Raw genomic sequence first — 13,599 nt, 5'->3', positions numbered from 1 at the left:
ATAAAAAAACTCCTGTAATTCAGGAGTTTTTGATTAGTCAAATTTATTTTTAATATAATATTTCCCATCCAAATCTTCATCAAAATCGTCTATTTTAACTGGTTTTGGTTTTGGTTTGTTTGCGACTGCCTTCTTTTTCCACATCTCAAATTTTTCAAGAGGCATTTTCTTTTTCATAATTTCCAGAACTTCTTTTTCTGACAATCCAAATTCTTTTTTTATAATTTCAAATGGATTCTTCTCTTCTAATGCCAACGAAACAAGTTTTTCAGTTTGTTCCCAATTCAATTCTTTGCGGTTACTCTTTTTCATCACGTGAAAATTAATTCAAATAGAGGGTTAATGATTAATAGATTGATTTTCAATTTAAGTATCAATATTAATAAAAAAAATAATTAGTTCATCAGATCGAGTATATTTTTTTTATTGATTTTAGCATTTTTTTACAGTATCTGAATTTTTAGAAACATCTTTATAAAATTTTCAATTTATCATTTATTCTTATACTATTTATGCATTCTTAAAAGCATTCCAAAAATCATTTTCGACAAGTTTCAAAAAAAAGAGAAAACAAATTTTCATCTGATTTTCTCTTTCCATTTTTTTAGACTGAAAATTATTGGTTCTTCGCCATAATTAATGGAAAATCAATTTTCGGCAGCTACAGAATTCGCTAAATCTGCCAAATCTGCGGGATAAATTTTAAATTACTTCCCGCAGATTTGGCGGATTTAGCAGATTTTTTTATGTTTCACTAAGAAATTGTCTTTTTTGAAATCCACTGTTTTAGACGAAGAGCCAAATTATTATTCGTCTCCGTGATTTTGCAATAAAGTTTTATAAATAAATCCTGCTACTATTGCACCTAAAATGGGTGCTGCCCAAAACAACCAAACCTGCGATAATGGTTCACCTCCTGCAAAAATTGCCTGAGATAAAGATCTTGCCGGATTTACTGAAGTATTTGTAATTGGAATACTGATTAAGTGAATTAATGTCAAAGCTAATCCGATGGCAACTCCGGCAAATTTTCCATTTGCAAATTTATCCGTAGCGCCTAATATTACTAGTAAAAAGAATAAAGTAAGTACAAATTCAGCTATAAAAGCAGATGCCAAAGAATATCCATCTGGTGAGAATGCTCCAAATCCATTCGATGCAAAAGCACCGGCTTTAGTATTATCTATTGCATTCCCGGCTTTTCCTGACCAGATAATAAATAAAGTACCGGCAGCAGCGAGCGCACCAATACATTGCGCTACGATATACGGAATCAAATCTTTTATTGAAAATCTTCCACCGGCCCACAACCCAAAAGATACTGCCGGGTTAAAGTGTCCTCCGGAAATATGCCCAACAGCATACGCCATTGTCAGTACAGTTAGACCAAATGCCAGTGAAACACCTGCAAATCCAATTCCTAACTCAGGTATTCCTGCCGCAAAAAGAGCACTTCCACAACCTCCAAAAACGAGCCAATACGTTCCAAAAAACTCTGCAAATAATTTTTTCATAATAAATAATTTTAATTAATGGTTAATAGTCAAAGCGTATATTGGTATGCCCATAAAATTAACAAGAGCTGTAACGGCATACGTAGCAATAAAATCCATTTTGGTAAACCAAAGCCTGCTTTTTTGTTTTGATACATGAAAATATTTGCCGGAAATACAGCAATCAATAAAGCTATAATTCCCCACGCAGCAAAAGGACTCAAAAAAGGAACAATCAGAAGAAAGCCTAAAATAATTTCGGCTGCTCCACTTAAAATATTTAATAATTTGGGGTTTGAAAAATAAGACGGAATGATTTTAAGATACATTCCCGGAGACCTGAAATGATTAATTCCGGCAACGATATAAAGAAAAGCCATTAAATACAAATGCCATGATAAATACATCATAATCAGAGTTTACCACGAATTTAATAATTTTTTAAAGACTTTTTACCAGAAAGTATGATTTCTTTTACAAATAAGTAAAATCAATTATTTCTTCTGAAATTAATATTCATGATAATGATTGCTAAAACAATCAGAACAATTCCAATCCATTGCAAAAAAATCACTTTTTCATTCAATAAAACAAATGCCATCATTACAGAAACAGGCAGTTCAAGTGCAGAAACAATGCTTCCTAAACCAATTCCTGTCAACGGAAAACCTGCATTCATAAGCATTGGAGGAATTATTGTTCCGAAAAGAGAAAGCACAATACCCCATTTTAAAAAAATTGAAAAATTAAACGGTGTATTTTGTGTAGCTAATGCAAACGAGAAAACAATAACAGCACCGCCTAAAAGCATATATAAACTTCGTTGTGCCGAAGATATTCCGACAGCCACACGATTTGCAGTAAACATAGTCGTGGTGAATGATGCCGCAGCAAGCACACCCCAGCCAATTCCCCTCCAGTCTAATGCGATATCGTTATTAAGAATATTAGTTGCCAATACAGTTCCGGCAAGAACAATAAAAACAGCTATTATTTTTTGAAGCGACGGAAGTTTCTTTTCTAAAATCATTTCAAGCAAAACACCCATCCATACAGTTTGCATCAGTAAAACAATACCAATAGAAACCGGAATATATCGTACCGCCAGGTAATAAAATAAACTGGTCATACCAAGCGAAGTTCCGGCCAGCATTAAATTAAAAATATTTCCGGAAGTAGCTTTTACGACCTTCTCTTTATGCTTTGTCTTTTGAAAAGCATTAATCAACAAAATACCTGAAATACCTAATATAAATTGAGAAGTAGTAACCTCTGCTGTAGTATAACCTTCAGTGTAAGCCATTTTTACAAAAGTAGCCAGCATACCATAACTTGCAGCACCCAAGGCAACCAGAAAAACTCCTTTCAGGACATTTTTTTGTGACATTTTTATTTTATTTTAAAAATTTTAGCCTGCAAAGATAACACTTAGTTTTTAGTTGATTGTTAAAAGCCGGAAAAGACAAAATTTTAACTTTAAGAATCTATCATATTTATTTCTGAAAAATTAAACCTTCCATCTCCTTCATTTAAAAAAATTCTTTATTTTGCACCAAAATCTAAAAAACAATGAAAAAATCAATTATTGCATTTATTGCAATTACCTTATTAACTGTCTCATGTGACAAAAAAGAAACAACTGACGGTTTACATCTTACAGGAAACATAAAAGGATTAAAAGAAGGAACTTTATACATCCAAAAATATAATGACACAGCTCTTGTAGCAATAGACAGTATCAAAATTGATGGCAATTCAGCCTTTGAAAGCAATATAAAATTAGAATCACCAGAAATGCTTTATTTATTCCTTGATCGTGGAGTAACGAATTCATTAGATAATAATATTATGTTTTTTGCTGAACCGGGTAATATAAATATCGATACAAATCTTGATAATTTTATAAATGGAGCAAAAATTACAGGTTCAAAAAATCATGAATTATATGAAGAATATCAAAAAGTAAATGTACGTTTTAGGGATGAGAACCTTTCATTAATTGAAGCAAAATTTAAGGCTTTAAAAAGGCAGGATCAAAAAGCAATTGACAGTATTATAGCAAAAGGCGATTCGAATATCAAACGAAAATATTTATTTGCTACCAACTTTGCTATTAACAACAAAGACCACGAAATAGCACCATATATAGCTTTAGCAGAGATTTACGATATCAATATCAAGTTTTTGGACACTATTCAAAAGTCTATGACACCTAAAGTAGCAACTTCATTATACGGCAAAAAGCTTACTAAGTATGTAAATACCATAAAAAAAACAGAGAAGAAATAATTTGAATCATAAAAAACAGAAAGGCCTGAAATATTTCAGGCCTTTCTGTTTTAAAAAATACCAGCGCAACCGCATTTTAATATGCTATAAAAAACAAAATCCTGTAAGCATTGAACTTACAGGATTCCTTTTTTGCCAGTTGGTCTACTAGGACTCGAACCTAGAAAGACTGCACCAAAAACAGTTGTGTTACCATTACACCATAGACCAGCAGTGCTATTGTTTAGCGGGTGCAAAATTAAAAATTTATTTAATTTATACAAATTTTTAAAAGATTTTTTTGCAATAAAAAAAGCCTCTCATTTCTGAGAGGCTTTTCTGTTGGTCTACTAGGACTCGAACCTAGAAAGACTGCACCAAAAACAGTTGTGTTACCATTACACCATAGACCAGCAGTGCTATTGTTTAGCGAGTGCAAATTTAAGCCTTTATTTAGTTTATACAAATTTTTTGATCAAAAAAAATCATTCTTTTCATTTTTTAAAACATCAAAACCTATAAAAAAATCAAAATCACTTCAAATACAACACATTACCTTCGCCAAATACTTTTGCAGAATTTTTTGTTAATGCTCGTTTCTTTACACAAAAAAACATTTTCTTTGTAAGATAGAAAACATACAAAATTTTAACACCTGAATATGGCACAATTCAATTTCAATAAATGGAATACAATTATTGGATGGTTTGCATTTGCAATCGCTTTAATTACCTATACACTAACTGTTGAACCTACCATGAGCTTCTGGGATTGTGGCGAATATATTGCCACAGCCGCCAAACTTGAAGTTGGCCACCCTCCCGGAGCACCTTTATATCAAATGATGGGAGCCTTTTTTGCCATGTTTGCAATCGACAACCAGCATGTTGCACTAATGGTAAATATGATGTCTGTTTTTTCAAGTGCTTTTACTATTTTATTCATGTTCTGGTCATCAACCATGATTTTAAAAAAAATTGTAGCCCGTTTTGCCGAAATCGATCAAAATAATTCCATTGTAATTTTAGGAAGCTCTTTTGTTGGTGCCTTAGCCTATACATTTTCTGATAGCTTTTGGTTTAATGCTGTTGAGGCCGAAGTTTATGCTATGGCTTCATTGCTAATTGCATTGCTTTTTTGGCTTGGATTGCGTTGGGAACAAGATATGGACAAACCAAAAGGAAACAAATGGCTATTGATTATTTCGCTTGTAGTAGGACTTTCGTTTGGAGTTCACTTTATGGCTCTGTTAACTATTCCTTCGATAGGCTTTTTATACTACTTTAAACATTACGAAAAAGTTACCATAAAAAACTTCATCATAGCCAATATTGTTGTTATTGGAATTTTACTATTCATTTTCAAACTGCTTCTGCCGCTAACCATGGCCTTCTTTGGTAAAACAGAAATATTCATGGTCAACAGTATGGGACTTCCTTTTAATTCAGGAACCATTTTTGTTGCTTTACTTTTTATTGCTTTCTTCTATTTCGGATTAAAATTCACCAAACAAAAAGGCTTAATTTTCTACAATACTATTATTCTTTGCATCTTATTTATTTTGATTGGTTTTTCTACCTGGATGATGCTGCCGGTTCGTGCAAATGCAAATACTGTTATCAACGAAAACAAACCATCTGATGCTACAGAAGTTTTAGCTTATTATAATCGTGAACAATATGGTGTAAATCCTTTGTTTTACGGCCCTCAATACACCGAAGTTTTTGCAGGACTGGATGAAAAAACGCCTTATCTGGACAAAGCGCCAAACTATGAAAGAGATTACAAAACCGGCAAATACGTCATTACCAATAATTATAAAAATGCACAGCAAAATTCTGATGACAATCAAAAAACGATTCTGCCTAGAATGTGGAGTCCTGAAGCCGGACATATTCAGAATTACATCAATTTCACAAATCCGCCTCAGTTCAAAATAAACCCTAATTATCCTTACGAAGATGATTTAGGAAAATACGGAATCGATGCCAATCAATTAAGTGAAGACGAATACAACAAAGCCATTGCACAATTGCGCAATGAAGTTGAAAAAACAGTTCATGAATTCAGACAGGCTTATGCTCAAAAACAAATTGACAATGAAGGCTATGTAAAATTCCTGAGAAGTTATGGAGATTATTTAATCATCGAAAAACCAACTACAGTTGATAATTTCAGTTTTATGTTTGAATATCAGTTTGGATATATGTACTGGAGATATTTAATGTGGAATTTCGTAGGCCGCCAAAGTGATGTTCAGGGAAAATACGACAATTTAGACGGTAACTGGATTAGCGGAATTAAGCCTTTAGACTCATTGCATTTGGGATCTCAGGACAATTTACCTTCAGATGTCTTAAACAACAAAGGAAGAAATGTATATTTCTTTTTACCTTTCATTTTAGGGCTCATAGGACTTATGTATCATGCTAATAAAGATCTTAAAAGTTTTTATGTTCTTTTAGTATTGTTTTTATTTACAGGAATTGCACTTAAAATTTACTTAAACGAAAGGCCTTTTGAACCTCGAGAAAGAGATTATGCCTTAGTTGGATCTTTTTATGTTTTTGCCATCTGGATAGGCTTAGGAGTCTATTCATTATACGAAACCATTCAGAAATACCTTGCTCCAAAAATTGCAGGTCCTGTTATTATTGCCGTAAGTCTATTAGCCGCACCGGTTTTAATGGCTTCTCAAAACTGGGATGATCACGACAGATCAAATAAATATACAGCCGTTGCAATGGCAAAAGCATATTTAACATCCTGTGATAAAAATGCCATCTTGTTTACTATCGGTGATAATGACACGTTCCCTTTATGGTATGCCCAGGAAATTGAAGGCATCAGAACCGATGTAAAAATAGTAAACACAAGTCTTTTCATGACCGATTGGTATATCGATCAAATGAAAGCCAAAGCTTATGAATCTGACCCATTACCAATATCATTTACCCATGATGAATATGTAGGTGACAAATTAGATTATGTGGCTCATATACCAAAAGTAGAAACCCGTTGGGATATTAATGATTTTATCAGCTTTATTAAAAACCCAAAATCAACTGTTACTTTACAAAACGGACAAATAATCCACTTTTATCCTACAAATAAAATTAGGGTTTCAATTGATAAAAATACAATCATCAAAAACAAAGTAGTTAATCCTAAATACAATGATTCTATCGTCTCATACATGGATATAGATGTCAAAGGAAATGCTATATACAAAAATCGTCTCATGATGCTGGATATCCTGGCAAATAACAACTGGAAAAGACCAATCTATTTCAGCGGAGGTGCTTTTGATGACGAAGATTATTTATGGCTTAAAGATTATCTTCAATTAGACGGAATGGTTTACAAATTGGTCCCAATCAAAAACACTCCTTCAAAAGACGGAGGACCAATGGATATGGGACAGATTGACGCTGACAAAATGTACGATATCGTAACAAAATGGGATTGGGGCAACAGCAACGGCAATATTTATCACGATCCTGAAACCAGAAGAAACAGCATCACTTATCGCACGAATCTTTCTCGTTTAATGAACGAGCTTATCGCCGAAGGCAAAATAGATAAAGCAAAAAACATCATTAATCTGGCTATTACAAAAATGCCATTAGATAAATTTGGCTATTATTCTTTAGTAGAACCTTTTACTGATGGTTATTACAAAGTTGGAGAAAAAGAAAAAGCACAGGATTTGCTTAATAAACTGGTTCAAAAATACAAAGAGAACCTTAATTATTACGCCACTTTAAGCGGAGCAGATCAGTCAGATTTAGCTATTGATATCATCACAGATATTGAACGCTACAGAAGTCTGCTTCAGGTTATGAAAACAAATAAAGACCTCGGTTTTTACGACAACCACAAAAAGACTTTCAATACTTATGTAAATGTTTTTGAACGTTTTGGAAGAGAAAAAGAATAATATACGAAAAATATAGTAATTAAAAAAATGCGGTGCTGTTAGTTAAATAGCACCGCATTTTTTAATTTTACATATTTCTAAATTGTTTCAAAATGAGCTTTTACTGGGTCAAAACAAATTCATTTATAAAAACGGTATTTTCTAAATATTGTTGGGACATCCCTAACAAGGAAAAGAAAATATACCTGACATTTGATGATGGACCAACTCCTGAAGTTACAGACTGGGTTTTATCAGAATTAAAGAAATTTGATGCAAAGGCAACTTTTTTTTGCATTGGAAAAAACATTAATGCTCATACTTCCTTATTTGAAAAATTAATCGCTGAAGGACATTCAATAGGAAACCATACCATGAACCATGCAAATGGGTGGAAAAGCCAAACAAACGATTATATCGAAAATGTAAAAAATTGTACTGCTGTATTAGCAGGAAAAAAACTGAGTAGTTTATTATTTCGTCCACCTTACGGTAAAATCAAAAAAGCACAATCAAAAATCTTACGAGGTTTGGGTTATAAAATAGTAATGTGGGATGTTTTAAGTGCCGATTTTGACCAAACTATCACTCCAGAAAAATGCCTGGAAAATGTGACCAAAAATGTAAAATCCGGAAGTGTAATTGTTTTTCATGACAGCATAAAAGCATCGCAAAATTTAAAATTTGCGTTACCAAAAACATTGAGCTTCCTAAAAGAAAATGGTTTTGTATTTGATGTTGTCAGCTAAACTGCACCTTATGAAGAAAAATCTTTATAAACCGAACTGTTCCTGAACAATTCCGATAATAGTATTAGCATCTAATTCTCCGGATTGCCTCCAGATCATTTGACCTTCTTTATAAATCATCAATGTAGGAAGCCCTTTAATTCGTAAAGCTTCTGCCAATTCCTGATTTTTATCCACATCAATTTTAATCACCTTGGCTTTATCACCAAGCGCAGCCGCAACATCCTTAATAACAGGATGCATAGAAACTGACGATTCATTCCAATCTGTGTAAAAATCAATTAACACAGGGACCTGAGCATTTATTAGTTCTCCAAATTTTGACATAAAACCAAAAATTAAATTTTTAAATCTACTAAAAAGAGATTACCATTATACAAATGTAGCATTTTTAACGAATTAAGCCACATTGTTACCCTTTTTTAGTTCGATAACTGTGATTTCCGGCATGATACCAACTCGCCCCGGATAGGCGTGAAAACCAAAGCCTCTGTTGACATAAACATACCGACCAGCGTTTTCATACAAACCGGCCCACTGCTTATAAATATATTGCGCCAGACTCCATTTAAAGTATCCTGGAATTTCAATTCCAAATTGCATTCCATGCGTATGACCGGACAAAGTCAAATGAAAGTTCTTGGGATGTTCTTTTATTTCATATTCCCAATGACTTGGATCATGGCTCATTAAAACCTTAAAATCATCCTGAGTAACATTTTGCGAAGCTTTATTCAAATCACCGGCTTTCTTGAAGTTTTTACCCCAGTTCTCTACACCTATCAAAGCAATTTTATCACTTCCTTTTTGAATATAAGTATGTTCGTTAAGCAACAACTTAAAACCCAGCTGGTGATACAGATTTTTAATCTCCTGAAAGTTTTCGTCTTTTTCTTTTTCAGATGGCCAGCTAACATATTCTCCATAATCATGATTCCCTAAAACCGAAAACTTACCGTATTTGTATTCTTTTATTCGATTAAAAGTATCGAGCCAGGGATGCATTTCTTTAGCATGTGTATTGACGATATCTCCGGTAAACAAAATCATATCTGAATCCTGCTCATTGATCAAATCTATAGCGTAATTTATTTTTTCAGGATTATCAAAACTACCACTATGCACATCAGAGATCTGCGTAATTTTAAACCCATCAAAAGCATCTGGCAAATCAGGAAAAAAAATAGTTTGTTTAATAACCTTATAATTATATTTTCCTTCAAAAATTCCGTAAATCAAAGATAAAAATGGAATTGCGGCCAGACCTAAAGCCAATTGACTGACAAATTTTCGTCTATCCGGCATCATTTCCTTTCTCGGCGCATTGTACATGCAATAATTTAAAATACTGGCTCCAATTCTAAAAATATCTTCACCAAACATTATCAAAGTAAGCACAATTTTTGGGACATAAACCATCAACATTAAGCCCATTGTAAACATGTTATATTTGGTTTGCCCAACAGAACGGTCAAATTGTGTAAAAGAATATATAATAAAAGCCAAAAGCAGTACACTTATAACCTGATAAGCAATTAAAACCCATCTTAATTTAATCAAAGTACGGAAGGCCTGATAAGAATAGAACTCAATAAATAAAAAAAGAGCACACAGAATTACAAAACGAAGAATCATTATTTACAGTTTTAAACAAAGTAACAAAGAATGAAAATTTTATCACTTTCTATTATCAAAAATTTAACTCAACAAATCACAAAAAGCTGATGAATTTCTCCATCAGCTTTTGCTACAAAATTTTTTAAAACCTTTTTATAATCCACAGCAAAGTTTGCTGAACAAACTTTTGAAGTTTATTTTTGAACTTTTGCAGCTTCCGGCTTAGCTGCATCTGTTTCTGCTTTTTTGTCTGCTTTTGCTTTTTTATGCCCTTTTTTGTCGTGTTTGACAGCTTTAACTTCTTTTGAAGCTGTTGCCTGAGCGGGAGTTGCCTGAGCATTTACCATTGCAGCTGTTCCTAAAAGAAATACCGCTAACATTACTAACTTTTTCATAATTGTAGATTTTTGATTTGTATTACTTCATTTATTTGATTCAAAGATAGAATCGCTAAATGAAGACAAAATGAAGATTAACCTTCTCAGAAAAAATTAACTTTTAATTATATTTTCACTTTTTACAAAAACAACAAAGTAAACACTGTCCCTTCATTTATAACAGAAGAAACTTTAATTTCAATATGATGAAAGACCGCTATACTTTTTGCAATTGCCAATCCTAAGCCCTGCCCTTCCTGATCAGCACTTACTCTTGCAAAGCGATTGAAGATTTGTTCGATTTGTGATTCACTTAATCCAATACCGGAATCTGCAATTGAAATAAAATATCGATCCTGTAACAAACCATCAGAAACTATAATTTCACCATCAGGCTTATTATACTTTACAGCATTTGTAACCAGGTTATAAATCAGGACATGAATTAATGTTTTATTCCCTCTAAACACAAAATCATGTTTTATTTTATTAAAAAACCGAATTCCCTTATCCTCAATCCGATCCTGAAGATCTTCCTGCAATTCACTTATTATTTCCTGAAAATTAATATTTTCGTTTGATTGGTATTGATTGTTTTCGATTCTTGAAATCAGCAACAAATTGTTTATGATTTTCTTCAGCATGTCCAAGGTTTTCAGAGAACCTGCAATTTTATCAATTGCATTATCATCCAATGAGCCGTTTTGTAAAAGATTTTCCAGCTTACTTTTCAATAAAGTAATGGGGGTTAAAAGCTCGTGCGAAACATTTGAGATAAACTGTTTTTCTTTTTTAAATACATCTGCAATCCGATCCATCATTTGATTCAATACCAAATCCAATTCTCTAAAATCTCTGGATTTTGCATTTATTGGTGTATGATCAAAAACTTCAGGCTCGTTTACCCTCTTTATTTTTGTATCAATAATTTTATAGAAAGGCTTAAGCAGATATTCAATATAAACCGTATCAGCCAAAAAAGTTACCAAAAGAATAATAACCAAAACGATTATAATAAAAAGCCTGATAATAAATGTGAGATCATTTACTTCGCTCAGACTACTTCCAATTTCCAGTTGATAGCCCTGATTTTCGTAAACAAAATGATATTGCAGAATTCTATATTCATTTTCTTCTCCTTCAATAATCCTGTATTCCTTTTTAAAAATTGTTTCTTTTTGACGAAACTTGACCGATACTTTTGAAAGAACTAAAAATTCACTGTGAAGTGTTGAAAATTGTGAATATGTTTCTGTTGAATCTCCTTTATTTTCAATAAAATCATTTATTTCCTGTTGATTTAAATGTTCAATGAATTTTTTCTTTTTTTCGATCAGTCCATTATTAATATGCCGATATACAACATTTTCAACCAAAATAGGCAGCATCAGCCATAAAATCAAAATCACCAACAATCGTGTCAGTGCATTAAAGATGGCTAATTGATGTTTTATCTTCACAAGAATTTATTTATTCGTTTATACGATAACCAACATTTCGAACCGTTTCAAACCAATCGATAGAAGTATGTTTATCAAGTTTTTTACGAAGGTTTCGAACATGAACATCTATAAAATTTGAATCCGAATTTATTTCTAATATATCTCCCCAAATATGTTCAGTCAATTGAAGCCGGGTAATAACCCGGTTTTTATTCAAAACCAAATATTGAAAAATATCAAATTCCTTTTTAGTCAGATTAATCGAAACTTCATTAAAACTAACCTTGTAATCCTGAAGCTGCAATAAAAATCCGTGAATACCTAAATTATTTAGTGTAAAACCGTGAATCCTGCGAATCACAGCAAACAGTCTGGCCGCCAATTCTGTAAGTGCAAAAGGTTTTGTCAGATAATCATCAGCACCAAGATGAAGCCCGTTGATTCGGTCATCTAATTCTCCTCGGGCCGTAAGTACAATTACTGCTATTTTTGATTTTGTTTTCCGAATGGCTTTCAAAACCTCAAAACCGTCACCATCCGGCAATCCCAAATCCAGCAGCATGGCATCATAATCGTTACTGCCAAATTCTTCCAGCGCATCTGCACAATTATTCGCAATTTTACAGATATAACCTGCACTGCAGAGAAAGTCACAAACTTCTTCGGCAATTTCTTTATTATCTTCAACAATCAAAACATTCATAGGAATAGTTTTTTAGTACAATTAAAATTAATCAATTATAAAAATCCAATCACGCATTATTAAAAAATTAACGAATAAAAAAAGCTGACAAATTTCTTTATCAGCTTTCTTCAACCGCATTCTCATAATCATTATTCCTGTTTTCCTCCTTTTACAATGTTTCGAAAAAAAACAGGAATACTGTTTATTTTTTCATTTTTGCTGTTTCAGCTTTTGGAGCTTCACTTTTTACTGATTTTGTTTTTTTATCAGATTTGTGTTTTGGATGTTTTGTTGCTTTTACTTCTTTTACAGGACCTACTTTAACGTCTTTTGCAGGAAATGCATGAACCATTGCACTTGTTCCTAAAACTGCCACTAATAACATTAATAAATTTCTCATGATTTCTAAATTTTAAATTAATTCCTTTTATTTTACAGATCAAAATTACCTTCACAAAATGAAGACCGCATGAAGATTGATTTCAAAATCATTTTATTACAAAAATTTTAACACAATTCTTTTTTAGTCCCTATTCATGAAATATTTCCAATGGTTCAAGCTTATAAAGCAGCGTTTGATATACCTTTTTCGAATAGTTCCTTTTTATTATCAAAATTCGCATCAATAAATTAAAAAAAGAGAACTATGAAAAAATTAATTATCCTTTTTGTAATCATTACCAGCTTAACTGCTTTTTCTTGCAGTAATGATAATGACGAAGCTAAACCATCCATTACCAGTACTAATCAATTGTACGGAAAATGGTATTATGTATCAGGGATATCTAAAACAAAAGCTGATGAAATCAAAACTGTAAGCCGTATTGCCGAAACAGTTAAAAGCTACAACTACGTCGAATTTAAAGATAGGGGAAGCTACGCACAAGGAACTCAAACAGGAACTATTGTTACAGAAAATTCTACTTCTACATGGGTTAAAAGTTGACAACACTATTACGCTAACCTCAGCCAAAGGAACTGTCTCCATCAGCATCACAAAACTCAGCGATACTGAATTAGTTATTGTTTATGGAAAAAACAGTGGCAGA

General features: G+C 32.5%; 14 protein-coding genes and 2 tRNA genes. 4 read left to right on the top strand and 12 right to left on the bottom strand.

What is annotated here, in order from left to right; all coding sequences use genetic code 11:
- Nucleotides 1-33: 33 nt before the first annotated feature.
- The 4 genes from FLV_RS04050 to FLV_RS04035 all read right to left on the bottom strand — a co-directional run bounded on the left by FLV_RS04050 (nt 34) and on the right by FLV_RS04035 (nt 2,880).
- The gene (locus FLV_RS04050; RefSeq protein WP_243230939.1) at nt 34-312 is read right to left on the bottom strand and encodes a DUF2805 domain-containing protein; all 279 of its coding nucleotides are present in this window, start codon (nt 310-312) and stop codon (nt 34-36) included.
- A 494-nt stretch (nt 313-806) separates the two neighbouring features.
- Nucleotides 807-1,514 carry an aquaporin Z gene (gene aqpZ, locus FLV_RS04045; RefSeq protein ID WP_243230938.1) on the bottom strand — a complete coding sequence of 236 codons (708 nt, stop codon included), beginning with the start codon at nt 1,512-1,514 and terminating at the stop codon, nt 807-809.
- Nucleotides 1,515-1,543: 29 nt separating this feature from the next.
- Nucleotides 1,544-1,900, bottom strand: a complete 357-nt coding sequence (locus FLV_RS04040) for a DoxX family protein (protein WP_243231385.1) — start codon at nt 1,898-1,900, stop codon at nt 1,544-1,546.
- Between the two features lie 83 nt (nt 1,901-1,983).
- Nucleotides 1,984-2,880, bottom strand: coding sequence for an EamA family transporter (locus FLV_RS04035; RefSeq protein ID WP_243230936.1), 897 nt, complete (start codon nt 2,878-2,880; stop codon nt 1,984-1,986).
- A 182-nt stretch (nt 2,881-3,062) separates the two neighbouring features.
- Here FLV_RS04035 and FLV_RS04030 point away from each other — a divergent pair, with 182 nt between their 5' ends.
- Nucleotides 3,063-3,782 carry a DUF4369 domain-containing protein gene (locus FLV_RS04030; RefSeq protein WP_243230934.1) on the top strand — a complete coding sequence of 240 codons (720 nt, stop codon included), beginning with the start codon at nt 3,063-3,065 and terminating at the stop codon, nt 3,780-3,782.
- 139 nt (nt 3,783-3,921) lie between these two features.
- Here the strand turns inward: FLV_RS04030 and FLV_RS04025 are convergent.
- Together FLV_RS04025 and FLV_RS04020 are read right to left on the bottom strand one after the other, a co-directional pair.
- Nucleotides 3,922-3,992 (bottom strand) — tRNA-Gln (locus tag FLV_RS04025).
- Between the two features lie 111 nt (nt 3,993-4,103).
- A tRNA-Gln gene (locus FLV_RS04020) sits at nt 4,104-4,174 on the bottom strand.
- Nucleotides 4,175-4,422: 248 nt separating this feature from the next.
- On the opposite strand from FLV_RS04020, the gene FLV_RS04015 reads away from it, so the two are divergent.
- Both FLV_RS04015 and FLV_RS04010 read left to right on the top strand, forming a co-directional pair.
- On the top strand, nt 4,423-7,701 hold the full coding sequence (locus tag FLV_RS04015; protein ID WP_243230932.1) for a DUF2723 domain-containing protein: 3,279 nt from the start codon (nt 4,423-4,425) through the stop codon (nt 7,699-7,701).
- A 92-nt stretch (nt 7,702-7,793) separates the two neighbouring features.
- A complete protein-coding gene (locus FLV_RS04010) occupies nt 7,794-8,429 on the top strand; it encodes a polysaccharide deacetylase family protein (RefSeq protein ID WP_243230931.1) in 636 nt (211 codons plus the stop codon).
- Nucleotides 8,430-8,453: 24 nt separating this feature from the next.
- On the opposite strand, the gene FLV_RS04005 is transcribed toward FLV_RS04010, so the two are convergent.
- From FLV_RS04005 to FLV_RS03980, 6 genes are all read right to left on the bottom strand, one after another.
- Nucleotides 8,454-8,756 (bottom strand): thioredoxin family protein, encoded by a 303-nt coding sequence (locus tag FLV_RS04005; RefSeq protein WP_243230929.1) that lies wholly within the window; start codon nt 8,754-8,756, stop codon nt 8,454-8,456.
- 72 nt (nt 8,757-8,828) lie between these two features.
- Nucleotides 8,829-10,064 carry a metallophosphoesterase gene (locus tag FLV_RS04000; RefSeq protein ID WP_243230927.1) on the bottom strand — a complete coding sequence of 412 codons (1,236 nt, stop codon included), beginning with the start codon at nt 10,062-10,064 and terminating at the stop codon, nt 8,829-8,831.
- Nucleotides 10,065-10,240: 176 nt separating this feature from the next.
- Nucleotides 10,241-10,441, bottom strand: a complete 201-nt coding sequence (locus tag FLV_RS03995) for a hypothetical protein (protein ID WP_243230926.1) — start codon at nt 10,439-10,441, stop codon at nt 10,241-10,243.
- A 122-nt stretch (nt 10,442-10,563) separates the two neighbouring features.
- On the bottom strand, nt 10,564-11,883 hold the full coding sequence (locus FLV_RS03990) for a sensor histidine kinase (RefSeq protein WP_243230925.1): 1,320 nt from the start codon (nt 11,881-11,883) through the stop codon (nt 10,564-10,566).
- A 10-nt stretch (nt 11,884-11,893) separates the two neighbouring features.
- The gene (locus tag FLV_RS03985) at nt 11,894-12,568 is read right to left on the bottom strand and encodes a response regulator transcription factor (RefSeq protein ID WP_243230924.1); all 675 of its coding nucleotides are present in this window, start codon (nt 12,566-12,568) and stop codon (nt 11,894-11,896) included.
- A 184-nt stretch (nt 12,569-12,752) separates the two neighbouring features.
- Nucleotides 12,753-12,950 carry a hypothetical protein gene (locus FLV_RS03980; protein ID WP_243230923.1) on the bottom strand — a complete coding sequence of 66 codons (198 nt, stop codon included), beginning with the start codon at nt 12,948-12,950 and terminating at the stop codon, nt 12,753-12,755.
- Nucleotides 12,951-13,196: 246 nt separating this feature from the next.
- On the opposite strand from FLV_RS03980, the gene FLV_RS03975 reads away from it, so the two are divergent.
- Nucleotides 13,197-13,496, top strand: a complete 300-nt coding sequence (locus FLV_RS03975; RefSeq protein ID WP_243230922.1) for a hypothetical protein — start codon at nt 13,197-13,199, stop codon at nt 13,494-13,496.
- Nucleotides 13,497-13,599: the final 103 nt, after the last annotated feature.

This window comes from Flavobacterium pectinovorum, from assembly GCF_022802975.1.
Lineage (GTDB): Bacteria > Bacteroidota > Bacteroidia > Flavobacteriales > Flavobacteriaceae > Flavobacterium > Flavobacterium pectinovorum_B.
Note: the sequence above shows the minus strand (reverse complement) of the source record. Positions and strands in the feature narration are given on the sequence as shown.